Here is a 24,290-nt window from a genome sequence, read left to right as displayed (position 1 = left end):
ACCGGACATGGCCAGAGCCAGCTTTATCGAAGCGATCCGTCAAGCGCAGATGGAGGAGATGCAGCGGGACGAGCGCGTCTTCATCATGGGCGAGGACATCGTCTGCAACGTGTTCGGCACCACGACCGGCTTTGTCGACATGTTCGGCAAGGAGCGGGTGCGCGACACACCCATCTCCGAGAACGGGTTTATCGGTGCCTCCGCCGGAGCCGCGATGGTGGGGATGCGACCGATCGTGGACGTCACGATCTCATCCTTCCTCTACCCGGCGATGGACCAGATCATGAGCATGATTGCCAAGTCGCGCTACATCTACGGCGGCCAGGCCAAGCTGCCTCTCGTGATCCGCAGCTGCCTGTTCTACGGAAACTCGAACGCTGCCCAGCATAGTGACCGGCCCTATGCGATGTTCATGAACGTGCCTGGTCTGAAGATCATCGTGCCATCCGATGCGCGCGACATGAAGGGGCTGTTGAAGGCGGCGATCCGGGACGACGATCCGGTCCTCTGCTTCGAAGACGGCAATTGCTGGTCGAGCAAGATGGAGCTCCCCGAGGATCCGGATTTCCTCATTCCGCTGGGGCAGGGCGAGGTGAAGCGCGAGGGGACAGACATCACGGTGGTGGCCGTTGCCGGCGGAGTTCCCATTGCGCTCAAGGCGGCCCAGCGGCTCGCCAAGGAAGGTATCTCGCTTGAGGTGATCGATCCGCGCTCACTGGTCCCGCTCGATCGGGGGCTGATCGTCAAATCCGTTCGCAAGACGGGCCGCGCGATCATGGTCGACCCGGCTCACCTTTCGTGCAGCGTCGCGAGCGAGGTCTCGGCGACGATCGTCGAAGAGGCCTTCGAGTCCCTGCGCGGACCCATCCTGCGCGTCACCACTCCGGACACCCATCTGCCGTTCAGCCCGGCCATCGAGAAAGCGCTCTACCCCTCTGTCGATCGTATCGTCGCTGCAGCCTACAAACTGGTCGGCGCGGATCACAGAATTCCAGCTCAGGAGACTGTGTAATGGCCAAGATCAAGGTACTCCTGCCGCAGTTCGGCATGGGCATGCAGGACGGTGAAATCGTGCGGTGGCTCAAGGTTGTCGGCGACCGCGTCGAGGCGGGCGAAACCTTGCTGGAAGTGGAGGCCGCCAAGAGCGCGGTCGAGGTGCCGTCGCCGGGCAGCGGGACCTTGACCGAGATCCTCGTGGAGGAGGGGGAGACCGTGGACGTCAGGACCCATATCGCGACGCTGGAAACCTGACGTCGAAGGCCTTGTCGAAGGGCGCCTACGGCTGTCACGCCGGATTCGGCGCGATGGTCGGGGGAAAGATCGCTCCGGGCGATCGGACGGTATGGAGATAGCGCAGACGGCGGCTGGTGAAGAGCCAGGTGCCGTCCCGTCGCTCATAGGTCTCGTAATAATGGCCGAAGGCGAGGAACCAGTGGCTTTCCTCGCCTTGCCGCCAGACCGACAGCCCTTTCATAGCCCAGATGCCTGACGCCGTGGTCTGCGTCTCGAACGTGATCTCCGGGGTGTGCGAATGATGGGCCGTGGTCAGGCCGGCCATGGATCTGCGGACATTCCGGATCATCTCGGCCGCGCTGGTCCAATGGCCGTAATCGTCATTGTAGCTCTGATGGTCGGGTGCGTGCAGTGCCTCGTAAAGGGTCCAGTCCTTGGTGTCTGCCGCCCTGTCCCGGCGCGCCTTCAGGAGAGCGATCTCCTCGAGCGCCGACAGCCTGTCCAGACCGGTCAATGCTTCCATCGCAGGCCTCCCCTCCGTTACGATGCCGATGGCGGGTTTGCCAACAGCAGGCGGGCCCCGGCGGGCAGGACGGGGCATCGCCCCGGCTTCCCCGCTCTTGCTGCCGAGCCGCTACTATTTTATATGCTAATGCATATGGGTGTTGTCTTTCCAGTGCGCTGTCGCTGGAGGCGGCGTCCGAAAATACCGTGCCTGTGATCTTTGCGGCCGTCGCTTGTCGGGCTCTGACCGTCAAACTAGGCCGGCATCGTGGCTGCCGACGGCATGCCGAGCTCAACACCGGCGGTCGGACGAGCAAGCGTAGGCCGAGAAAGAGCGTAGCAGCGCCAAGGCTTCTGGTTTGGAGGATATGATGACGGCACAAGACACGGCGTTGCTGCAGGCTGTCCCGCTGCAGGTGACCGATCCCGAGCAGATCCCGGCCAAGCGCTATTACGATAAGGCGTTCTTCGAGCTGGAGCGCGAGAAGCTGTGGCCGCACGTCTGGCAGATGGCGGCGCGCCTTGAGGAAATTCCCGAGGTCGGCGACTATGTCGAGTATCGCAATCTCGACAAGTCCGTCATCATCGTCCACACCAAGGGCGGCATCAAGGCTTTTCACAATGCCTGTCGCCACCGGGGCGTCCAGCTGGCAAACGGCCATGGCAATTGCAAGAATTCGGGTTTCATCTGCCCGTTCCACGGCTGGCGATGGAACATGGAGGGCGTCAACACCTTCGTATACGGCAAGAAGGTGTTCTCGCCGGACACCTTGTCGAAGGCCGAGATCGACCTGAAGCCGTGTCGCGTCGAGCTGTGGGGCGGCAGCGCCTTCATCAACTTTGACGATAGCGCGCCGTCCTTGCTGGACTCATTAGGGCCGGTGGCCGAGCGGCTCTCGGCGCGCAACGTTGACCAGCTCAAGATGGAATGGTGGTACGCGACAGAGCTGCCGACGAACTGGAAGCTCGCGATGGAGGCCTTCATGGAAGGCTATCATACGATGCGGACCCATCCACAGCTCAATCTTCTGTCGTCGCCGGAAACCAGCCTGTACGGGCCGGAGAGCAATAATCCGGTTCCGCCGTCCGTGATGACCGTCGACAAGTTTCGCGAGCAGATGATCCAATTCATGGAGCGTCTCAGCGAAGGCATGGCCGGTATGGTCCATCCTAGCGAAGTGGACATCGCGCGGCAGCTGCGCGACATGGACCTGCCGGAGGATGTGCCGAGCGCGGCTGGCGTCTTCTATACGCGTCTGCGCCAGGAGATCACGGATCAGGGGCGCGCTCGCGGGCTCCCGATGTTCGATCTGAATGAGGTGGCGGCCAACCACTTCTTCACCGCGGTCGATTTCCTCTTTCCCCATTATTTCCTGTTGCCGATGTTCGGCGCCATGTCGTCCTACCGGATCCGGCCGCTCACCGAGGAAACCTGCCTCTTCGAGATCTGGTCGCTCGCCTTCCTGCCGGAGGATGAGGAGCGCGAGCCGGTACGTCCGGTCTTTCTGCCACATGACAGCAAGGAGTTCCCGCCGATCCCGCGGCAGGACTATGACAATCTGCCGCTGCAGCAACTGGGCCTCCATGCCGGCGGCTTCGAGTTCATGCGCCTTTCCCACAAGGTCGAGGGCATGATCAGCAATTATCAGCGCCTCATCGACGGCTATCTGGCGGGTATTGAGCCCGAGCGGCTGGCCAAGGCGTCGGCAATCGTCAATTCCGGCTTCGAAGGCCCGATCGTCGATATCGGTTTCGGGCCTACGATGCCGCCCGAACCCGTGTCCGAAATCGCGGCGGCGGCCGAATAGTCCGATCGGGCTGCGCACGCGACGGTTCGTGGTGGCGCCCTGGGCGTCACGCCATGAGCCGGGACCGCCTGTCGGTCCAGCCTTTCGCTTCGCGAAAGGTCGTCGCGCGCTGCTGGAGCGATGATCGATCTCGAGCGAGACCAGGACAAAGGGACGGGCGATGACACAGGCGGGCAGGCTGGCAGGCAAGGTCGCGATCATCACGGGTGCCAGCAAGGGCACGGGGGCCGTGATGGGCAAGCAGTTCGCGGAGGCAGGGGCGCGAGTGATGCTGGTTGCCCGCAGCGAGGAGGCCGTGAAGCAGGTCGCGGCCGAGATTGGTGCGGGCGCCCTCGGCCTGGCGGTCGATGTCACGCGGGAAGATCAGGTCATCGCGATGGTGACGCGGGCCATCGAGGAGTTCGGGCAGGTCGACATCCTGGTCAGCAACGCGGTGATTCCAGGACAGGATAAATATGTTTGGGAACAGACCCTCGAAAACTGGAACGCGGTATTCGAGATCTGCATCACGGCGCCCATGCTCGCTGCGCGCGAAGTGCTGCGGCAGAGTATGATGTCGCGCAAATCGGGCTCCATCATCAACGTCTCGTCGACGGCCGGCTACATGGGCATGCCGCGCAAGTCCCATTACGTGACGGCGAAGGCTGCGCAACGCGCACTGACCAAGGTCATCGCAACCGAAGCCGGTCCTTATGGCATCCGCTGCAACTGTCTGGTGCCTGGAGGTATCGAGACCGACCTGTGGAAGAACTGGGGCATCCGCATGGCCGGTGAGCAAGGCATCAGCTTTGAGGAGTGGAAGGACAAGGCGCTGAGCGATGTGCCGCTCCGGACGATCTCCCAGCCCGAGGATATCGGCAATCTCGCCCTCTTCCTCGCCAGCGACGAGAGCCGCACGATCACGGGTCAGTCGATCAATTGCGACGCCGGCTCGATCATGGTCGGCTGACTTGAGGAAGGCATGACCATGGCGAGCGATATCCAGCGACTTGAAGCCCGACTGACCCTTCTGGAGGATCAGTTGGCCATCTATCAGGTGATCAACGGCTACGGCTATGCGGTCGATGGCCTCAATGCCGAGGCGGTTGGCGCCTGTTACGTCGAAAACGGCGTGTACGCGGTCGGGGATATCGGAAACATCGATGGTCGCGACGCGATCGAGGCCATCACTCGGGATGCCGGGCATCGTGCTCTCGTCGCTGGCGGCTGTGCGCACATGTCCACCGTTCCGCATGTGGTGATCGATGGCGATCAAGCCGTCGCAACCTGTCACACGATGGTGGCCCTGCACCGCGACGACGGCTTTGTCATCGGCCGGCTGAGCGCGTCCCGGCTCAGTCTCGCGCGCCAGCAGGACGGTGGCTGGAAGATCGTCCACCGGCAGAATTATCTGCTGAACGGCGATCCGGCCGCCTCGGCGCTGCTCGGTGAGCTCAAGACCGGTCCGACGCATGCATGACGCGGCTCTTCATCCCGGACGGCAAACCCATCGGGGCCCGACCCACCCGCAATTTGTGAGGAATGACCATGCATCTTGAAGGAACACCCTCCGAGCAACTCCCGGTCGTGCTCGGCACCGGCGCGACGGCGGCCAAATATGTGTTCATCTCGATGTCCGGCAAACATCCGGAAGGTCGAGATGCCGAGTATATCGCTTGGCATTCCCTGGACCACCGCCCCGAACAGTATCGGCTTCCCGAAATCCGGCATTCGCTGCGGCTGGTCTCGACGGCTGCCTGCCGGGCTGCGCGCGCCGCAAGCGTCGGCGAATATGATCTGGTCGATCATGTCATGACCTACATGTTCACCGATGCCGGTGGCATTCCCGGGTTCAACATCCTCGGGCAGGCGCTGGGGGAGGGCGGCCGGATGCCAATCCGGCTTCCGAGCATCCGCTACATGACGGCGGACCTGAGCGGGAAGGTGGCTGCACCGCGCGCGGTGGCGGGCGCCGATGTCATTCCGTGGCGGCCCGCCCTAGGCGTCTACATCATCATCGAGCAAGGGCAGACGTCGCCAGAGGCGCTCGCCGACCTTCCCGGGGTTGCCGGTGTCTGTTGGTACCACGGAGCGATCGCTCCGGAGCCCTATGAAGGCGATGCCCGCGGCCTTCAGGTCACCTACTGCTATCTCGATTCCGATCCGGTCGAAGCGGCCGCGGCGCTGGGCGAGGCGCTGCGCGCCCGGTGGGAAACGGAGGGCGTCGAAGGCCTTCTGGCCGCCCCCTTCTACGCGATCGTGCCGTTCGAATGGTCGCGTCACCTGCCCACCGCCTGACGCGCCGTCCGGCGATCGGCCGGGACAATCGCCCGGGATAATCGTCTCGTCACGTGAGTGCCGGGGTCGGGCGCGGCAGGCCCTTGGACGCCGCGCCTTGCGGGCCCGCGCCTCACGGGACCATGCCGGCACGCCCTCGACGTCTGCAGCTCAGCGAGGCGTCAGGCCCCGCATCACCAGATCGAGCGCCTCTGCAATAGTCTGGCGCCTTGCGCCGGGCGTCCAGCCACCGAGAGGTCGCTGCCAGATCATATGCAGCTCGACAAGCACGGTCCAGCCGTTGGCGTCCCCGCGCAATTCTCCGCGCCGATGCGCCTTGTCCACGATCGGACCCAGCGCGGTAACGAGACCGGTCACGCTGGTGCCGCGACGTGTGGCCTCGGCGCTATCCCCATCGCCAGGATCGCCGAAGAGTGCAAGTGGGCCTGCACCTTCGGCCAGCGTGATCAGCATGTCCTCAAACGGCAGGCATCGGCCCGCGCGGCGAGTGCTTCGACATTGCGCTTGAGGATGGCCGCCAACTCAAGCGATCCCGGAAATTCCGATACAGCGTTCCCCGCTCGACGCCGGCCCGCGCCGCGATCTCGCCGAGCGGGACGAGATATCCGCCCTCGGCGAAGCAGTGCGCGCCGGCGTCGATGAGGACCTCTCGACGAGCAGCGGCATCGCATCGCATCGATGGTTCCAGCGTCTTCCGATCCGGCCGACGGGCGAGACTAGCCCTCGGCTATGAGGCGAGGGGGCCGATTTGCCCGCTCAGCCGCGGTCCTTCAAGACCTCGCGCACACGCGCGACGATCGATCCGGTATTCGGCATCTGCTTCGCCTCGATCGCGGCCGAGAAGCTGATTGGCGTATAATAAGCACCAAATCGCGACGCTGGCGCCTTCAGGATCGGGAAAAGTTCCTCGTTAATCGTCGCGGCGATCTCCGAACCCAGACCGCAGAATTCGGTCGCGGCATGGACGACCAGAGCCCGGCGCGTCTTCCTCACGGAGTCCAGCACGCGGTGATAGTCGAGCGGCATCAGCGAGCGAAGATCGATCACCTCGGCGCTGACACCGTCCTTGGCCAGCTCTTCCGCCGCCGCCAGGCACTGGTTCACCTGCCAACCGAACGAAATGATAGTGATGTCGGTGCCTTCGCGGCGCACCTTGGCGACGCCCAGAGGAATGCGATAGTCCCCGATCGGGACTTCCTGCTTCGGCGCGCCGAAGACCATCGCCATCGATTCGAAGTGGACGCAGGGATCCTCGTCGAAAATGCAGCTGGCCAGCAGACCGCGCGCATCGAGCGTGGTGGATGGATAAGCGATCTTGAGACCTGGAACGTGGAGCAGCCACGCCTCGAGAGACTGGCTGTGCTGCGCACCGAAGCCGCCCAGTCCGCCCGCGACCAGGATCCGCATCGTCATCGGCACGTTGGTAGCGCTACCCGACATGTAACGCTGCTTGGCGGCGTGGTTCGCGATCTGGTCCATCGTCACGCCGATGAAATCCGCGAACATCAGTTCGGCCACGGGACGCATTCCGACCAAAGCGGCACCCGTCGCCGCACCGATGATCGCCTGCTCCGCAATCGGGGTCGGCCTGACCCGCTCCTTGCCCCATTTCGTCTGGAGGCCGGCCGTGGTCTTGAAGACGCCGCCGGGCGGATCGCCAATGTCCTCGCCCAGGAGAAAAACGCCGGGATCGGCCTCCAGCGCGAGGTCCTGTGCGCTGATGATCGCCTCGTACATCGCCATCAGCTTCGTCTCGCCGGTGACCGGCGCCTCCTCCTCTCGGAAGGAGTAGACGCCGCGCATCGGGATGACCGACGGATCGTCATAGACGTCGTTGAACATATCCTCTTCGGTGATCGGTTCGCTCGCGGTCGCAAAGGCGACGGCCTCGGCCACTTCCGCTGCGGCAGCACCGTCGATCGCGGCCAGTTCCTCCTCGGTCGCGATCTTGGTTTCCAGCAGGAAGGCGCGAGTCTTCGGAACCGGCCAGTTTGCGCGACCCGCCGCCAGCTCGTCCTTGGTCAGGAGCTCGTTCGGAGCGAAGCCCGCATGCGTGCCAAGCCGCAGCGTGACCGCCTCGACGAACACCGGACCCTTTCCGGCCCGCACGTCCTCGACGATCTCCTTCATGGCGGCGTGAAACGCGATCGGATCGTTGGCATCGACCTTGACGCCCCGGAAGCCATAGCCTGCCGCACGGCCGGCAAAGTCGGGGCTCGCCGTATAGTCCGGGATCTTGGTATATTCGCCGATCTGGTTGTTCTGGCACATGAAGATGATCGGCAGCTTCCAGGCGCCGGCCAGATTCATGGCCTCGTGTACCGCCCCGATGCTGGTCGCCCCGTCACCGAAATTGACGATCGTCACACGGCCTTCGCCCCGCATCTTCGCCGCCAGCGCCAGTCCGTTGGCGATGGGCGCGCCGGCACCGACGATGGCCGTCGTCAGCATCGATCCGCTCGTCGGATCGGAGATGTGCGGCGATCCGCCCTTGCCCTTGTTGAGACCGTCCTTGCGCGACATCGCCTCGGCGAACAGCCCCTTCAAGGGGACGCCCTTGGCGACCTGGTCGTGGATGCCGCGATAGATCGTGACCATATAGTCGCTGGCATCGGTCAGCGTGGCCAGGGTCGCGGGGATCGCTTCCTGGCCCGTCATCGGCCAATAGGTGAACTGGAAGCGGCCCGCCGACAAGCCGGACCGGATGGCCTTGTCGACTTCGTGGATGCGCGACATCTGGCGGTAGATGTCCAGAAGCACCGCGGGATCGATCCCGAGGTTCGTGCGCTCCAGCTCGTCGAGCATATCATCTCCATTCATGTCGGCCGTCATCTGCGCGGCGGCGCTTCACCTGCGGTCTGGTCCTGAACGGAAGCCGCAGCGTTCGACAGCCGCACCGTTTGCCCTCCCGAACTAGTGACGAAGGACAATGCGCTTGGCAATTGCCATTTCGTTGGAAACGCGCCAAGCATCGTCGGGACGAAGAGTGCGGGTTTTGCACGGCCGGAAGGGCCGACACGCTTGGTCGCGCGCACGCACCCGATTACGACGGCTGCGGTCGACCGCCCGTTTCGAGCGGAACCTTTCTCCATAGCTTGAGGCCGTTCGATGAATCTCAACCTGCCCGACGACAGCAAACCACTGCAGGACATGTTCGAACGCTTCTTTACGGACGAGGCGACGATGGCGCGCGTCCGCGCCGCCGAACCGGTCGGTTTCGATCCCGTGCTCTGGAAGGACCTTGTCCAGCTTGAAGCGCCTTTTCTGCGACTGTCGGCGGATCTCGGTGGCGGTGGCCTGGGATTGTTCGACGCATGCCTGCTGATGGCCGAAGCGGGGAGGCGGATTGCCCCGGCACCGCTCGCCGAGACGATCACGGCCTTGCGGATATTGGGTGAGGTTGGCGGCGACCTCGCGCGGGAGTGGATCGCCAAGGTCCGCGACGGCGAGACGCTGCTGACGCTCGCGCTCCGCCCGGTCGAGCCCGGCAAGCCGCAGTTCGTGCCGGGCGCTGCGGTCGCGACGGCCGTGCTGACGTTCGACGGCACAGAGCTTGCCATCGAAGTTCCGGCGGCTAAGCCCGAAGCGCCGAACACGCTTGGCGGCAGCGCTGTGGGCATCTTCACTCCAGGAGCGGGCCAGCGGCATATTCTGTCGGGCAATGCCGATGCGGCGACGATCTGGCAGGCCGGCATTGAGGAGTGGAAGCTGCTGACCTCGGCCGCGCTGATCGGGCTGTCCCGCGAGGCGCTCAGGCTGGCCTCTGAATATGCCTGCGAGCGCGTCGCGTTCGGCCAGCCGATCGGATCCTATCAGGGGATCGGACATCCGCTCGCTGTCGACGTCATCGATGCGGACGGCGCGGAAATGTTCCTGTGGTGGATCCTGCGCGGCATCCATGATCGCAAGTCCGATGCCGGAGCGTCCATCTCGATGCTGTTCTGGTGGGCGAGCCGGACGGCCACGAACGCGGTGGCCCACGCCATCCACACGTTCGGCGGCTATGGGTTGAGCAACGAATATGACATTCAGCTCTATCATCGTCGCGCAAAGTCCTGGGGGCTGGCGCTCGGTGATCCGGAAGCCGAGCTGACGCTAGGCGGCAGGCGGCTCTTTCTGGGCCAGGACACCTGCCTGCCTGATGTCGGGACGGTCGAGGTCGACTTCGAGGCGCCCGACCAGGATGATGCGCTCGCAGCGGAAATGCGCACGATCATGGAGCCGTTGCTCGATCCCGCCCGCGAAAACTTCGGCGAGCAGAATTTCGAAGCCCACGATTGGACCGTGCACCGGACGATGGGCCAGGCGGGCCTGCTTTTCCCGGACTGGCCGGAGCACTGGGGCGGACGGGGCGCGAATGCCGATACCACCCGGGCCTGCTCCGCCGTCTGGCAGGAAGTGGGCTACGCCGGCCTTGCCCGCGGCGTGACCGGAATGGCCGGTGTCCTGGTGCAGAAGGCCGGTACGCCCGAGCTTCAGGAGGAGGTCCTGCTGCCCTTCGCCCGCGGCGAGGTGACGTCGTGTCTGGGATTCACCGAACCCTCGGGTGGTTCGGACGTGTTCGCGGCGAAGACGCGCGCCGTACGCGACGGCGAGGAGTGGATCGTCAACGGACAGAAGATGTTCACGTCCGGTGCCGAGCTTTCCAGTTACGTCCTGCTGCTGGCGCGGACCGACCCGGAGGCGCCCAAGCACAAGGGCCTGACATTGTTTCTGGTGCCGCTGGATCATCCGGGCATCGAGATCCAGCCGGTCCATACCTTCATGGACGAACGCACGAACGCGACCTTCTACGAAGATGTGCGCATTCCCGATCGCTACCGGCTCGGCGACGTCAATGGCGGCGTCCGGATGATGGCGGCGGCGCTGTCGATGGAGCAGGGGGGGAGCTTCTACCACTATCAGCTGCGCGATATGATCGACGCGGTTGCGACGTGGGCACGCGATGAAATCCGCGATGGCGTTCCCCTGATCGAACATCCGGCGACCCTGGCGCGCCTTGCCCGCGTCTACGCTCATGCCAGTATCAGCGAAGGCATGAGCGCGCGGGCGCTCTGGTCGCGTCTCGCCCAGAAGCCGGATCAGGCGCAGGGACCGGCTTCAAAGGTCTTCACCACCCAGGCCTTTATCGAAGACTCGGCCGATCTGCTCGACCTCGCCGCGCCGGCCTCGCTCGTTCGGGGCAATAGCGGCCTCGGGCTCGTCGAGAAGGGCTACCGACACTCCACCGCAACGTCGATCTACGGCGGAACGAGCGAAGTGCTTCGCAGCATGGTGGCCGAAAAGCGCCTAGGGCTGCCGCGCAGCCGCGCCTGAAGACATCGCGGCCGCGGTTTTCCCGCACCGAACTTGCCGCACACTCGCGTCCGGCACTAGCGCGGGTCGGCCGCCCTTCGCTCGAGGAACGTCATGACCATCCTTCGCACGGTCTTGCCCCAGCCGACGCCGGAAACCCAGCATTACTGGGATGGCTGTGCGCAAAGCGAACTCCGGCTCCAGCGCTGTCGCGCCTGCGCGCAGGCCTATTTTCCGCCACGCCCCGTCTGCCCGTCATGCGCGGCGCGGGACATCGAGATTTTCGCCGCGAGCGGGCGCGCGACGCTGCACTCCTACATCATCAACCAGCGCCCCCGGCCCGACATGGGCAAGGACCCGCATTCGATCGCCGTCGTGTTGCTGGAAGAAGGACCGAAGATGATGACCAACATCATCGACTGTCCGCAGACCCCCGAGGCGCTGATCCTCGACATGCCCGTCGAGGTCGTTTTTATCCGGCAGAATGACGCGATCACCCTGCCTTTCTTCCGACCGGCACAAGGCTGATCCGATGAAACCAAACACCATTGCGATCGTCGGCGCGGCCGAGACGACCCGGCTCGGCGTCATCCCGGAACTCTCGACGCTGGGTCTCAATGTCGACTGCGCCATGAACGCGCTCGAGGATGCGGGTCTCAAGCCGAAGGACATCGACGGCATCGCGACCGCCGGCGAGCATCCGTGGAACGTCGCCGCCTCGCTCGGCATCACGCCGAAATGGGTTGATGGCACGAGTGTCGGGGGCTGCTCCTATTTTCTTCACGTGCGCCATGCCGCGGCGGCGATCGCGGCGGGCTATTGCGACACCGTGCTTGTCACGCATGGCGAATCCGGGCGATCGCAGGTTGCCCCGCCGCGCTACGGCGCCAACCCCGCCAACTTCCTCGGTCAGTTCGAGATGCCCTACGGCATTGCAGCGCCCGTGACTCAGTTCACCGTCCCGGTCCTGCGGTTCCTCAAGGACACCGGCACGACGCAGGAAGATCTGGCGCGCGTCGCCGTCGTGCAGCGTGAATGGGCCGCGATGAACCCGCGCGCCACGCTCAAGGCGCCGATCACGATCGACGACGTGATGAACTCGCCGATGATCGCGTATCCGTTCCGGAAACTGATGTGCTGCCTGGTCACGGACGGGGGCGGGGCTCTGATCCTCACCCGCGCCGACCGGGGGAAGGACTTCCCGACCAAGCCGGTCTATATCATGGGCAGCGGCGAGGCTGTCGAGAACCCGACCATCAGCATGATGGCCGACTTCACGAGCTCGGCCTCTTTCCGGGTTTCTGGAAAGGCGGCGTTCGAGTCCGCCGGTATTCGTCATGCCGACGTCGATCATCTGATGATTTACGACGCCTTCGCCCACGTCCCGCTCTATGGCCTTGAGGATCTCGGCTTCTGCAAGCGAGGCGAGGCCAAGGATTTCCTCCGCGAGCGTCGCTCAGCGCCCGGCGGCGAACTGCCGATGAACACCAATGGCGGTGGCCTGTCCTATATGCATTCGGGGATGTACGGCATGTATGCGCTCCAGGAGAGCGTGCGCCAGATGCGCGGAACCGCGGCTGCGCAGGTCGCCGATGCGAAGATCTCGGTGTGTCACGGGGTCGGCAACATGTTCAGCGCGGCCGGAACCTTCGTCTTCACGAACGAGCTTTGACGGGGCTGGCGTTCCCTGTCCGAACGCCGCGATCTGAGGCCGGCGCAACGGCAGCCGGATTGTGATGACGGAGTGTGAATGGTGAAAATCGTCAAGCGCGTCGCGCTCGGCCTAGTGGTGCTGATTGTCGCCGGTGTCGCGGCCCTGATCGGCACAGTCTATTATCAGGGGCGGCAACGTCCTTCGGGAAATCCGGTCTATGTCGCGCTCGGCAGCTCCTTTGCGGCGGGGCTGGGACTTGAGGGGCGCGCTCCCGGGAGTCCGCTGGCCTGCCAGCGAAGCCTAAACGGTTATCCACAGCGCCTTGCGCGCGCGGCCGGCCTGCCGCTTGTCGACATGAGCTGTTCGGGATCGACGGCCGCGCAGGTGAAGGAAGGCGGCCAATTCTTTCAGGGGCCTCAGGTCGCGGCCGTTGCGCCGGCCACCCGTTACGTGACCCTGACGGCCGGTGGCAACGACGTCTCCTATATCGGTGATCTCGTCGGCATGGCCTATCGCAACCGGGGCGGATTGCTCGGGCTCATGGGCAAGCTGATGCACGCCCCCCACGCATCGTCCGAGCGCGATTTCAAAAAGGTCGAGGCCGACATCCGGGGCGCGATTGCAGCCGCACGAAATCGCGCACCGGCAGCACGGATCGTCGTCGTGAGCTATCCGCCGGCGCTGCCGGAGCACGGCACGTGCGCGGCCCTGGGCCTGACCGCAGATCAGGTCGCCCTCATGCGTCCGGTGGCCGAAACCCTGGCCGGCGTGACGAGAGCGGCCGCGCGGGAAGGAGGGGCACAGGTGGTCGACATGGCCGTGATCGGCAAGGGGCACGACGCCTGTTCATCCGAGCCCTGGGTCAATGGCGCGGCTCCCCGCCAGGGTGCGCCGTTTCATCCGACCTTGAAAGGAACCGAGGCGACGGCCCGTCTGGTGGCTCGCGCCTTCGGGCTGAACCCCGTCTCGTAGTGGGTGCGGACCGCAAGCTGGGCCAGGCTAGGACCGACCGGGTTTCGAGGATCCCGCCACTGGTGGGCGCTTGTCTTCTTCCGGATTCAGGGAGCCTGGCTCTCCCGCCGGCGCGCAGTCCCGCCCGTCGCCGTCGCGGGACGTTTTGGGTGGCGGCCGAAAAAACGGGCGAGCCTTTCGGCCGGCCCAGATTAGGAGAGGCTGCCTGAAAGGCAGGGCCACCCTGCCTTAGCCTCACTGCAACGCAAACAAGAAATGAGACTATCTCGTTTTTTCGCCGTGTCGGCGATAATCTCGGCAATGTAAGCTTTTTGGGAACATTCAAGCACACTGCCGGCGCGGCGGACGGGAGGGCTCAGGCGAGCGGCGCCAGAACCTTGCCCGGATTGAGAATGTTGGTCGGGTCGATCGCGGCCTTGATGGTGCGCATCAGGCTGATTTCCGCCTCGGAGCGGGCCCAGGACAGATAGGCGCTTCGCGTGGTCCCGATCCCATGTTCGGCGGCGATCGATCCGCCCACCTGCCGCACTGCGTCATAGATGGCGGTGTCGAAGCTGCGCTGAATGTCCTTGCTCGTCTCGCCCACGCTCAGGATCGCGTGAAGGTTGCCGTCGCCCGCATGGCCGTAGAACAGCATGGCGGCCTCGGGAAAGGCCGCAAGAACGTTGGCGCGCGCAGCGGCGACGAACGCGGGCATGTCGCCGACGCCCATGGATACGTCATACGAGGAGAAGGGGCGCCGCGGCGCCAGACCAGGGGTCATGTCTTCGCGCACCGCCCAGATCGCCTCGCGCTGGGCATCGGACTGGGCGATCACGGCATCGACGACTTTTCCATCCTCGACCAGTGTCATCAGCGACCGCTCGAACTGCGCGCTGTCGCTTTCCTCGTCGCCTCCCATCGCTTCGACAACGACATAGAAGGCGTGGCCGAGGGGCATCGGGCGTGGCCGCTGCTCAAGCTGCGCCTCGGTCATCGCCTCATAGAAATCACCCCACATAAGCTCAAACGACGACAATCGGCCGGACAGGGTGACTTCGAGTCCCCGCAACACGCCGATCGCATCCTCGAAGCTCGGGCAAGCGATCAGCGCGGTCTGCCGAGACGTCGGCAGCGGGCGCAGGCGAATGACAGCCTTGGTGACGATGCCGAGCGTGCCCTCGCTGCCGATCAGGAGATGTTTCCAGTGATAGCCGGCATTGTCCTTGAGCATCTTCGTGAGCGATGACAGCACGGTGCCGTCTGCCAGAACTGCCTCCAGGCCCAGCACCATGTCGCGCATCATGCCCCAGCGCAGCACGCGGTTGCCGCCGGCGTTGGTGCCGATCACGCCGCCGATCATCGCTGAGCCGCGTGCGCCAAGGTCGAGAGGAAGCAGCGCGCCCTGCGCCTCCGCCATCTCCTGGGCGATCTGAAGAATACAGCCGGCCTCGACCGTCATCGTCATCGAAAGTCGGTCGATCTCCAGCACCTGATTCATGCGCTCGAGAGACAAGGCGATCCCGCCATTGGCCGGCACCGCCGAGGCGCATGTCCCGCTTTGCCCCCCGATCGCCGTCACCGGTACACCCGCCGCGTGGGCCAGCTTCATGATGGCGACCACCTCCTGCGTGCTGCCGGGCCTGACGGCAAAGGCAGGAGTGGAGCTGTATTTTCTCGAAATATCGATGCGATAGCGTTCGGCGATGTCCCCCCCGGCCTGGACGTGGCGCTCTCCCACGATTGCGGCCAGTTGCCGAGCCAGTTCGTCGCTCATCATATCCTCGCCCTTCGCGCCGAGGCGTCTGCCGCCTTTGGGGCTGGCAGCGCAAGATACAGGGCCTTCGCCATCGTGCGGGCGGTAAGTGAGCCTGTCCAAGGCGTCCGGGCCGCCGCTTGATTGACACGGCCTGCAGCGCCGTCCCAAGCCGCACTCCGGGTCTGAATCCGGTCACCCGGCGCGGTCCAAGACATCGGAATGGCGAGCGTAAGATGAGCCAGGAATTGAGCGTTACGATCCGAAATGCGGAGCGGCTGCGATGTACAGCGATGCTGCAGAAGGATCTGTCTCAGCTTGATGGTCTACTGGATGAACGCCTGATCTTCGCGCACGCGACCGGCATGGTCGACGACAAGTGTGCCTATATGGCGAAGATGGCGGCCGGCCGCATCGACTATATCGCGATCGATTGGCCCGAGGCGCAGGTCATCGGCCTGGGGGCGGGCCATGCCTTGCTGGCCGGGCGTATGGCCACACATTTGCGCGTCGACGGCACCGAGAAGCAGCTGGACAACAGGGTTACGGCGATATGGGGCGAGACCGCCGGCGCCTGGCGCATGCTTACGTTCCAGTCGACCCCCATCAAGGCCTGATTGCCGGTCGCCGATGCGTGAGGGCCGCCGGCGCCCGGCGGCGTCGCCTCAGCGCGCCATTTGCGAGGGCGGCGTGGCGACCTCCCAATCGGCGACATTGTCCTTCACGATTTGCGTCGCCTTTTCCCAGAACGTGGCGGTCTTGGACAGATTGACGAAGTCGAATTGGGTCGCGTGGCGGAATTCCAGGACTTCGACGCCGTCCGGGCCCGGCCGGTAGGTGTACGGGACACCGGCGGGCACGAAAAAGCTGTCCTGGGCGCCAAGGTCTTCCGTTCCCATCCTCAGCGACCCCGCCACGATATAGTACAGACAGTCGGAATCGTGCGTGTGCAGCGCGAGCGGATAGTGCTTCTTGAGCCATGCGTGCGTCAGGCTGAAGCCCGGCAGATCGACGAGGACGCGAACGACATCGCCCTTCGTGTACCCAGCCTCGACGGCCTTCATCACACCGGCGCGGTGCTCGGCGCTGATCGGCGCGATCGCCATATGTCCCGACTCCATCAAGGTCGGCGCATCTTTTGCCCGATAGATGGTGAAGCTCTTTTTCTCTGCCTCTTCAGCCATGCTTCCGCTCCTTGGAAATCGGATGGTTCGCCATCCTGAGAGTATCGCTTGCGTGAGGGGAGGGGCCGCTAAAAGCGTTGTCCACCGTCCAGGCGAATAGTCGTGCCATTGAGGAAATCATTCTCGATGATCTGCTGTGCCAGCATCGCATATTCTTCTGGTTCACCCATGCGCTTGGGATTGAGCACCATGGGGCCGAAGGTTTCCTGGGCCTTGTTGGCGCCCATCTGCGCATAGGCGTAGGTCAGAAACGTCCCGGGCGCGATCGCCATGGAGCGCACGCCAAGCGGCGCGAGGTCTCGCGCCAGATTGAGCGCCATGGAGATGATCCCGCCTTTGGCCGCCCCATACGGCACCTGACCGGGCTGACCTTCGAACCCGGCGATGGACGCGGTGTTGACGATCACCCCGCGCTGCCCGGACGCGAGCGGCTCATTGGTCGCCATGGCCTGTGCCGCCATGCTGCTGACGGCATAGGCCTGGACCAGGTAGACGCTGACGAGGTGAGCGAAATGGGCGATGCTGACACGGCTCCCATCGCGTCCGATCGTGCGGCCGCCTTTGTCGGGGGGCGGTGGTCCGCCATGGGCGATCACCGCCGCTCGAAGCGGTGCAAGGCTAATCGCCGCATCAATGGCGGCCTGGATGGACGTCTCGTCCATGATGTCGGTCTGCACATAAAGGCCGCCGATTTCCGCCGCGAGCTCGGCACCTCGCTCGTCTGCGAGATCTGCCAGAACCACTTTCGCGCCGAGCGCAGCCAGCCGCCGCGCGGTCGCCCCGCCGAAGCCACCTGCGCCGCCACTGATCAGTACGGATCCGTTCGAGATGTCCATATCGTCCCTGCTTGTCTTCGCACGGCCATGATCTGCTCCAACCGGGGCGGTCCGTATAGGCGTCCGATGAAATACCAGTGGAGCGATGCATTACAACCATCGTGCCGGCGATCAGCGGGCCGCCCGCGTTGACGATAACCATGCGTGCTTCCACGCTCCTGTCGTCGACCGATCGCACAACCTTGGGCGGAAGCTTCGGGCTGCGGAAGCTTCGGGCTAGCGTGAGGCAAGACGCCTTATCGGGATGGGCCAGTTCGGGCGGCTGTGAGGCGGGAAAGCATGCCCAGAAAGCGGCGGATCGGTTGGATCGGTCTCGGCAGTATCGGGACGCAGATGGTCAAGCGGCTGATCGCGGCCGGCGAAGAGGTCATGGTGTATCCGCGCGGGGTGGGACTGACCGACGTGCGCACAGCAGGGGCGGGGCAATGCCCGGACTATCCCGCCTTGGCGTCGCAAAGCGATATACTCGGTCTGTGCGTGTATGACGACGAGCAGGTGTGCGACATTCTGCTGCGCCAAGGCGCTCTGGCCGCACTGGCGCCAGGATCGACCCTGATTATCCATACGACCGGCTCGCCCGACGTGATGCGGAACATCGCGCAGCGGGCACCCGCCGGTGTCGATGTGCTCGACGCCTGTTTCAGCGGCGGCCCTGCCGACGTGGCGGCCGCGACCTTGACCTTGATGGTGGGGGGCGAAGAGGCCGCGCTCGATCGGGTCAGGGTTTTGCTCGGGCATTATGCCGGCCGGATCGTCCGGGTTGGCCCGACAGGGGATGGCCAGAAGCTCAAGCTGATCAACAATCTCCTGTTCGCCACGAACCTCATGAACGCGGCACAGGCCGTGGCTCTGGCCGAGCGGCAGGGTTTCACGCCGCACCTCATAGCGGAGCTGATGGAGACCTGCAGCGGCGCAAGCTATGCGCTGAAGCTGCTCGCTCACCCCGCGCCGTCCGCGATAGTGATGCAGGCCATTCGACCTTATCTCGAGAAAGACGTCGCGCTGGCTATGTCCAATGCCGACAGAGCCGGCCTCGACGTCGCGCCGTTCGCAGCCACGGCCGCATATTTCGCCCGGCCCGAGGTCGCAGAGTGATCGGCGGCGGCACGCAGCCTCGCCTCGCGATCCTGCCGGTCAGCCTGCTTGGTGCGGGTGCGGACCGGTGCGCGTGTCGCGGGCCGCTGTTTCGAAGGACGGGCAGGGGGACGGGATGACCAAGAAACTGAGAGTCGGCATCGTCAGCGCGAACTGGGGGGCGGTCGCGCACCTGCCGGCGTGGCGGACGCTCTGCGAAGATGTCGAGGTGACCGCGATCTGCACCTCGCGCCGGGAGACGGCCGAAGCCGCGGCGCAGCAGTTCGCGGTCGATCGGCCATTCTGGGACTTCGAGGCGATGTGCGCCGATCCGGAGATCGACCTGATCGACGCCGGCACCAATCCGGTCCTGCGTGAGAAGATCGTCACCGCAGCCCTGACAGCCGGCAAGCATGTCGTGAACCAGATGCCGTTTGCCGCGAGCGCCGCTGGCGCGCGTCGCCTCGAAGCATTGCGCGCGGACCAGGGGCGCGTCGGCGCTGCGGCCGCAAGCCTGCTCGGTCTTCCGCACCTGGCGCTCATGAAGGAGATGGTCGAGGCCGGCGAGATCGGCGAGGTGCTGCAGGTCCACTGCTCGTGGCACCTCTCCTTCTTCCTTCAGATCATGCCGGGATTTCCCTATACGTGGTTCGGTAAGGCCGGTCTGGGGGTAAGCGTCACCCGCAATCATGGCTCGCACATGCTGCACGCGCTGCGCCATCTGTTCGGCCCGATCCAATCGGTCTCGAGCCATATTCAAACGATGGTCAAGACCTGGGCCATGCCGGATGGCGAGCGCAGGGCGGTGGAGACCGACGACACCGCGCACGCTCTGCTCTCGTTCGCCAACGGAACGATGGGGACGCTCACGACATCCTGGGTCGGTGCGGACAGCCCGGGCTTCAGCCTCGAAGCGATGGGGACCAAGGGCAGGTTGCACCTGACCGCCCTACGCTATCCCAGCGTGGACAGCGCGCAGCTCTATGCCGGCGGCAATTCGATGACCCTGGCTCCGGACGGGGCGGTGGTCCCGGTGCCCTCGCGGCTGATGATGGTCTCCGGTCGCCCCTGCGAGGAGGAGGCATCGGACCTTCTCAATGGCGGGCAGCGTATCTCGCTGGCCAGGCTTTTCTCCACCGTCGTATCCGGCATCCGCACCGGGAGCACCCCGCTACCGAGCTTTGCCCGGGCCGCCGAAGTCCAGGGGCTGATCGAAGCGCTGTACGCCGCGAACGAACGTCGAGCGTGGGTCGATACGGCAGCCTACCTTTCCGACTGAGGCCGGGAATGAGGAAGCGGCGGGGGCAGGTAGGCGTCGGCGATGCCTAGGATGGCATCGGCCAGCATGCACAAGAGGGCGCGAGGGAATGAGCGAGGAGATGCGACGGGCGACAGGGCGCCAGACCTTCGAGGAGATTTTGGGCTTGCCGGCGGGCGATCCCGCCACGCCCCTCATGGTTGCCGCACAGGATTTCGTTTTCGCCGAGGTCTGGAACCGACCGGGTCTGGACCGCCGTTCGCGCCGCTGGATCACGCTCGCCAGTGTGGCCGCGGCCGGATCTCCCACCGCGATCCACGCTTACGCATTGGCCGGCCTGGCGAGCGGAGACCTGACGATGCCGGAGCTGCGGGAATTCACCCTGCAGTTCGCGATTTTCCAGGGCTTTCCAAAAGCCGTCGAGGTCGAACGGATCCTCGACGAGATCGCACGCGCGCAGGAAGACCAGCTCCTCTAGCGCCCAGGCGCGCCCTGCGCCGCCGCTGACCGTTCACAATGTGAAACGCAATCGTTGCATAGCATTCTACACGAGCCTTGGACTGCTTGGTACGGGGCATCGCCAGAGCGATTTGTTGCGGGCTTTCCCGCGGAACGTTGCGCTTCTTCCGCAAAAGGCGCTTTGCCTGCCCCGACCAAGATTGCTACTTTCGATGGGCATTAACCCAACGGCAGACGGCCATCGGGCCCAAGGCAACAGAAACGTCCGATCGACGGACTAAAAAAGGGGGAGTGATCTCATGCAAAGGACAAATTTACGGTCTTTGCTGCTCGGCGTCAGCATCGGTGCGATCGCGGCAGCGCCGGCCTTCGCGCAGGCGAGTGCTCCGCTGGAGCCCGAGGCGCTCGCCGACATCGTGGTCACCGCGCAAAAGCGCGAGCAGAGCGTGCAGGACGTGCCGATTGCCGTCACGGCGCTGACTGGGACAGCGCTGGCGACGAACCGCGTGACGACGATCAACGATATTTCGGGGCTCGCGCCGGGTGTCACCGTGCGGCCATCCGCCGGCGGCGTCGGCGTGCCGTCCTTCACCATTCGCGGTGCGGTGAGCTACGGTGTCGTTCCCGGCTCGGACAAGCAAGTGTCGATCTATCTCGACGGCGTGTACATTTCGTCGCCGCGCGGTTCGATCTTCGATCTGCCCGACGTTACCCGCATCGAGATGCTGCGCGGTCCGCAGGGCACGCTGTTCGGTCGCAACGCGACCGCCGGCGCGATGAGCGTGACGACACGCGATCCCACCGGCCAGTTCGGCGTCAAGACCAAGCTGACCGTCGGCAATTATGATCAGAACCGCATCCAGGTCGGCGTCGACCTCCCGCAGGTCGGACCGTTCAGCGGCTACGCAAGCTTCGTGCACTATTACAAGCGTGGCGAAGTCCGCAATCTGGGCGCCGGGCAGGTCTGGGACCGCCGCAACTCCCCGGACGGCAAACTGCAGACGTCGCCGAAATGGCTGGGAACGCGCAACTCCGATTCCTATTTTGCCGCGCTGAAATTCGAGCCGAGCGACACCTTCTCGACCGTCTACAAATTCGACTATAGCAAGAGCAAGAATACGCCCGAGGCCTCGGCCTTCGTCGGCTACGATCCCACCTTTCCGCTGATCGGCAACCTGATTGGGTCGCTGATCTCAAGCCAGCCGACGCCGTTTCCCATCGCTTCGGACGGCCGGCGCCCGGATGCGGTGTTCAACAGCTGGAGCACGGTTGTCGATCAGAAGGTCCAGGGCCACAGCCTGACGAGCAATCTGCGGGCAAGCGATAGCCTGACGTTCAAGAATATCGCTGCCTATCGCAAATCGAGCATATTCGCGACGGCGCCGATCGACGGCCTCGCGGCGCTGACATTCACGCCCCAGACAGTCGTGCCTTATGCCACGTTTGCGGCTTTCTCGTCGGTGCCGGGGCTCGCCACCGCATCGCCAGCCGTACAGGCCGCTACCATCGGTGCATTTGCCCGTGGTCTGGCGTCCAGTGTCGGCCAGCCCTTCGTCATCCTGGGATCGTCCTCCTACGGAACGAGCTCGCAATATAGCGACGAACTTCAGGCCAATTTCGAATCCGACTTTGTCACCCTTACGGCCGGTGCCCTGTGGTTTCACGGGAAGGACCGCGCCGGTACGCAGCAGGGGCTGGGCGGAACGACGACCTTCGCCATCGTCCCCAACGGTGTGCTGCCCATCGCCAGCCAGGGTATCTCCTACAACAAGGCAACGTCGCTTGCAGCCTACACGCAGGCAGAGTTCCACGTTCTGAGTACGGTCGACCTCGTCGGCGGAATCCGCGTCACCCATGACAAGAAGTCGGGGTCGTTCATCTACGGTCTGCCGACGGCTCTGACGGCCATCGACTTCACCTACAAGAAGACCAAGCCGTCCTATCTCGTGGGCGTGAACTACAAGCCGTCGCGGGATCTCCTCGTTTATGCGAAATTCTCGACGGCATTCGTGTCAGGCGGCAAGGTCGGCACGATCGAGTTCGACCCTGAGACGGTCGCGTCCTATGAGGGCGGCATCAAGGCGGACCTGTTCGATCGCCGCATCCGCACCAACCTCGCGGTGTTCCACGCCAAGTACAAGAATGTGCAGTCGGCCGCGAGTGGCAGCAGCTTCTCGCCGGGGACCTTTCCTAACCAAGACGTGCTGACCACGTTCATTATTCCCCAAGGTGGCCCCGTCACGGCCAAGGGCTTCGAATTCGAAGGTACGGGGCTGATCGCGCACGGCCTGACCGCGGGCGGCAGCCTTGGCTACACCAAGACGACGTTCAAGGACGTGGCGCCGGTCCTGCTCGCCTCGGGCGCCGGAGAATTCGTGCCGACCCTGCGTCCGAAATGGACCGGGACCGTGTGGGGGCAGTTCGAGAGCCGGCCGATCTTCGACGATGCTCGAGCGATCATCCGGGTCGACGGAAACTGGCGTTCGAAAATGGCGCTTGATCCCAATCAGCATCGTCCGGCGAGCTATCTCGATGCGGCGCGGGTGTCTCCGGCGCACTGGATCGTCAACGGTCGCGCGGGCATCTCGGACATCAAGATTGCAGGGGCGAAGGTCGAGGTGTCAGTCTGGGCGCGCAACATGTTCGACAACAAGTCGTCCACTTACGCGATCATTCCCAACGGATTTCTCGCAAACGTCAATTTCGAACCGGCGCGCACCTTCGGGCTAGATCTGGGGCTCAGCTTCTGAGGGTGTGATGCTGCGCTGGGCGTCCGGATCGGCGGTCCGGGCGCCCTTTTTGCGTCGAACGGACCTCGTCGAGATCCTTCCGGCTGCGCCTGGGTCGATCGAAAGGGTATGAGCCTTGGCCGCCAAAGGGCATGTGCTGATTGTTGGCGCCAGCGGCGTCATCGGAACCGCCGCCATCGATCTGTTCGGCCGGTCGCAGGACTGGAGCGTGACCGGGCTCTCGCGCCGGCCTCCGGTCGTGGCCCCGGCGGCGCATCACAGCCATCTCCCGGTCGATCTCGGCGATCCGTCCGGCTGTCTTGCGGCGCTGCAGCAGCTGTCGCCCGTCACGCATCTCGTTTATGCCGCCGTGAGGGAGAAGCCCGGCCTTGTCGCCGGTTGGCGCGACGCGGACCTGATCGCCGAAAACGGGCGCATGTTCAAGAATGTCCTGGACGCGCTGGTGGCGCGGCACCCGCTGCAGCACGTTATCGTGCTTCAAGGCACCAAGGCCTATGGCGGCCATCATCATCCGGTCCGCATCCCGGCCCGGGAGGATCGCCCGCGCGACGACCACGCCAATTTCTACTGGCTGCACGAAGATCATGCGCGTGAGCAGGCGGGCATCCACGGATTTGCCGTCACCATCTTCCGGCCCCAGGTTCTCGTCGGGACCGCGGCCGGCGTCGCCATGAACCCGGTGCTCGCGATCGGGGCTTATTCAGCCCTGTGCCACGCTCTCGGCCGGCCCTTTGCCTATCCGGGTGCGGCTGACGCTCTCTTCGAGGCGACGGATGCCACGCTGCTGGCCCGCGCCTTTCGGTGGGCCTTCGATATGCCCGCCGCCAGTGGCGAGACGTTCAACATCACCAACGGCGACGTGTTCGTGCCGGCCCATTCCTGGCAGGATCTGGGCGCGGCGCTCGGTCACCCGCCCACCGACGCGACCGAGCGACGGCTGGTGGAATTCTTCGCGCGGGCCGACGCAATCGCTGCCTGGCGGAAGCTCGCGCAAGCGCACGGCCTGCGGTGCGATCATCTCCCGACCTTCCTCGGCGAATCCCACCATTATGTGGACCTGCTGTTCGGGCCCCGTCTGGCGGCGCGCCCCGTGCCTATGCTGGTCAGCACCATCAAGCTTCGCCGGGCCGGTTTCAGCGATTGCCTGGACAGCCAGCAAAGCTTGGTGTCGGCGCTCGCCACCATGGCGGACCTGAAGCTGCTTCCGCCGGGTCCACCACCGCCGCCGGCCGCGCCGGCCTGAGAGGAGAG

The 24,290-nt window shown here is 64.6% G+C and carries 23 protein-coding genes; 16 read left to right on the top strand and 7 right to left on the bottom strand.

Annotated features, from left to right (window positions below; genetic code table 11):
- Positions 1–7 precede the first annotated feature (7 nt).
- Both Q4F19_RS09195 and Q4F19_RS09190 read left to right on the top strand, forming a co-directional pair.
- A complete protein-coding gene (locus Q4F19_RS09195) occupies positions 8–1,012 on the top strand; it encodes an alpha-ketoacid dehydrogenase subunit beta (protein WP_303541797.1) in 1,005 nt (334 codons plus the stop codon).
- The gene (locus Q4F19_RS09190; RefSeq protein ID WP_303541796.1) at positions 1,012–1,251 is read left to right on the top strand and encodes a biotin/lipoyl-containing protein; all 240 of its coding nucleotides are present in this window, start codon (positions 1,012–1,014) and stop codon (positions 1,249–1,251) included. Before Q4F19_RS09195 ends, Q4F19_RS09190 begins: the two co-directional genes overlap by 1 nt.
- Positions 1,252–1,285: 34 nt before the next feature.
- Here Q4F19_RS09190 and Q4F19_RS09185 read toward each other — a convergent pair whose 3' ends face one another.
- The gene (locus Q4F19_RS09185) at positions 1,286–1,756 is read right to left on the bottom strand and encodes a nuclear transport factor 2 family protein (RefSeq protein WP_303541794.1); all 471 of its coding nucleotides are present in this window, start codon (positions 1,754–1,756) and stop codon (positions 1,286–1,288) included.
- 352 nt (positions 1,757–2,108) lie between these two features.
- On the opposite strand from Q4F19_RS09185, the gene Q4F19_RS09180 reads away from it, so the two are divergent.
- The 4 genes from Q4F19_RS09180 to Q4F19_RS09165 all read left to right on the top strand — a co-directional run bounded on the left by Q4F19_RS09180 (position 2,109) and on the right by Q4F19_RS09165 (position 5,822).
- Entirely contained in the window at positions 2,109–3,545 is a 1,437-nt protein-coding gene (locus tag Q4F19_RS09180; RefSeq protein WP_341850176.1) for an aromatic ring-hydroxylating oxygenase subunit alpha, read from the top strand.
- 160 nt (positions 3,546–3,705) lie between these two features.
- Complete coding sequence (locus tag Q4F19_RS09175; RefSeq protein WP_303541790.1) at positions 3,706–4,494, top strand: SDR family NAD(P)-dependent oxidoreductase; 789 nt, start codon at positions 3,706–3,708, stop codon at positions 4,492–4,494.
- An 18-nt stretch (positions 4,495–4,512) separates the two neighbouring features.
- Positions 4,513–5,004 carry a nuclear transport factor 2 family protein gene (locus tag Q4F19_RS09170; protein WP_303541788.1) on the top strand — a complete coding sequence of 164 codons (492 nt, stop codon included), beginning with the start codon at positions 4,513–4,515 and terminating at the stop codon, positions 5,002–5,004.
- A 107-nt stretch (positions 5,005–5,111) separates the two neighbouring features.
- A complete protein-coding gene (locus Q4F19_RS09165; RefSeq protein WP_303541786.1) occupies positions 5,112–5,822 on the top strand; it encodes a hypothetical protein in 711 nt (236 codons plus the stop codon).
- A gap of 150 nt (positions 5,823–5,972) precedes the next feature.
- Here the strand turns inward: Q4F19_RS09165 and Q4F19_RS09160 are convergent, their stop codons facing one another.
- From Q4F19_RS09160 to Q4F19_RS09155, 3 genes are all read right to left on the bottom strand, one after another.
- Positions 5,973–6,275 (bottom strand): hypothetical protein, encoded by a 303-nt coding sequence (locus Q4F19_RS09160; RefSeq protein WP_303541784.1) that lies wholly within the window; start codon positions 6,273–6,275, stop codon positions 5,973–5,975.
- A 4-nt stretch (positions 6,276–6,279) separates the two neighbouring features.
- A complete protein-coding gene (locus Q4F19_RS21475) occupies positions 6,280–6,498 on the bottom strand; it encodes a TetR/AcrR family transcriptional regulator (protein WP_431312381.1) in 219 nt (72 codons plus the stop codon).
- A gap of 80 nt (positions 6,499–6,578) precedes the next feature.
- Positions 6,579–8,642, bottom strand: coding sequence for an alpha-ketoacid dehydrogenase subunit alpha/beta (locus tag Q4F19_RS09155; protein ID WP_303541782.1), 2,064 nt, complete (start codon positions 8,640–8,642; stop codon positions 6,579–6,581).
- A 288-nt stretch (positions 8,643–8,930) separates the two neighbouring features.
- Between Q4F19_RS09155 and Q4F19_RS09150 the strand changes: the two genes are divergently transcribed.
- The 4 genes from Q4F19_RS09150 to Q4F19_RS09135 all read left to right on the top strand — a co-directional run bounded on the left by Q4F19_RS09150 (position 8,931) and on the right by Q4F19_RS09135 (position 13,743).
- A complete protein-coding gene (locus tag Q4F19_RS09150; RefSeq protein ID WP_303541781.1) occupies positions 8,931–11,138 on the top strand; it encodes an acyl-CoA dehydrogenase in 2,208 nt (735 codons plus the stop codon).
- Positions 11,139–11,231: 93 nt separating this feature from the next.
- On the top strand, positions 11,232–11,645 hold the full coding sequence (locus tag Q4F19_RS09145; RefSeq protein WP_303541779.1) for a Zn-ribbon domain-containing OB-fold protein: 414 nt from the start codon (positions 11,232–11,234) through the stop codon (positions 11,643–11,645).
- Positions 11,646–11,649: 4 nt separating this feature from the next.
- Positions 11,650–12,789, top strand: a complete 1,140-nt coding sequence (locus Q4F19_RS09140) for a thiolase C-terminal domain-containing protein (protein ID WP_303541777.1) — start codon at positions 11,650–11,652, stop codon at positions 12,787–12,789.
- Positions 12,790–12,867: 78 nt separating this feature from the next.
- The gene (locus Q4F19_RS09135; RefSeq protein ID WP_303541775.1) at positions 12,868–13,743 is read left to right on the top strand and encodes an SGNH/GDSL hydrolase family protein; all 876 of its coding nucleotides are present in this window, start codon (positions 12,868–12,870) and stop codon (positions 13,741–13,743) included.
- A 355-nt stretch (positions 13,744–14,098) separates the two neighbouring features.
- Here Q4F19_RS09135 and Q4F19_RS09130 read toward each other — a convergent pair whose 3' ends face one another.
- Positions 14,099–15,499 carry an FAD-binding oxidoreductase gene (locus Q4F19_RS09130; RefSeq protein ID WP_303541773.1) on the bottom strand — a complete coding sequence of 467 codons (1,401 nt, stop codon included), beginning with the start codon at positions 15,497–15,499 and terminating at the stop codon, positions 14,099–14,101.
- A 215-nt stretch (positions 15,500–15,714) separates the two neighbouring features.
- Between Q4F19_RS09130 and Q4F19_RS09125 the strand changes: the two genes are divergently transcribed.
- Positions 15,715–16,095: a nuclear transport factor 2 family protein gene (locus Q4F19_RS09125; RefSeq protein ID WP_303541772.1), complete on the top strand. Its 381-nt coding sequence runs from the start codon at positions 15,715–15,717 to the stop codon at positions 16,093–16,095.
- 48 nt (positions 16,096–16,143) lie between these two features.
- Here the strand turns inward: Q4F19_RS09125 and Q4F19_RS09120 are convergent, their stop codons facing one another.
- A complete protein-coding gene (locus Q4F19_RS09120; RefSeq protein ID WP_303541769.1) occupies positions 16,144–16,662 on the bottom strand; it encodes a cupin domain-containing protein in 519 nt (172 codons plus the stop codon).
- A 68-nt stretch (positions 16,663–16,730) separates the two neighbouring features.
- The gene (locus Q4F19_RS09115; protein ID WP_303541767.1) at positions 16,731–17,498 is read right to left on the bottom strand and encodes an SDR family NAD(P)-dependent oxidoreductase; all 768 of its coding nucleotides are present in this window, start codon (positions 17,496–17,498) and stop codon (positions 16,731–16,733) included.
- A gap of 279 nt (positions 17,499–17,777) precedes the next feature.
- Here Q4F19_RS09115 and Q4F19_RS09110 point away from each other — a divergent pair, with 279 nt between their 5' ends.
- The 5 genes from Q4F19_RS09110 (at position 17,778) to Q4F19_RS09090 (ending at position 24,282) form a co-directional block, all read left to right on the top strand.
- On the top strand, positions 17,778–18,593 hold the full coding sequence (locus Q4F19_RS09110; protein ID WP_303541765.1) for an NAD(P)-dependent oxidoreductase: 816 nt from the start codon (positions 17,778–17,780) through the stop codon (positions 18,591–18,593).
- Positions 18,594–18,660: 67 nt separating this feature from the next.
- Positions 18,661–19,851, top strand: a complete 1,191-nt coding sequence (locus tag Q4F19_RS09105) for a Gfo/Idh/MocA family protein (protein ID WP_303541763.1) — start codon at positions 18,661–18,663, stop codon at positions 19,849–19,851.
- 88 nt (positions 19,852–19,939) lie between these two features.
- Positions 19,940–20,308, top strand: coding sequence for a carboxymuconolactone decarboxylase family protein (locus Q4F19_RS09100; protein ID WP_303541761.1), 369 nt, complete (start codon positions 19,940–19,942; stop codon positions 20,306–20,308).
- 280 nt (positions 20,309–20,588) lie between these two features.
- Positions 20,589–23,039, top strand: a complete 2,451-nt coding sequence (locus Q4F19_RS09095) for a TonB-dependent receptor (protein ID WP_303541759.1) — start codon at positions 20,589–20,591, stop codon at positions 23,037–23,039.
- Between the two features lie 115 nt (positions 23,040–23,154).
- Entirely contained in the window at positions 23,155–24,282 is a 1,128-nt protein-coding gene (locus Q4F19_RS09090; protein ID WP_303541757.1) for an NAD-dependent epimerase/dehydratase family protein, read from the top strand.
- Positions 24,283–24,290 lie beyond the last annotated feature (8 nt).

Origin of the sequence: Sphingomonas natans (assembly GCF_030546695.1) — a bacterium.
Taxonomy (GTDB): Bacteria; Pseudomonadota; Alphaproteobacteria; order Sphingomonadales; family Sphingomonadaceae; genus Sphingomonas_I; species Sphingomonas_I natans.
Note: the sequence above shows the minus strand (reverse complement) of the source record. Positions and strands in the feature narration are given on the sequence as shown.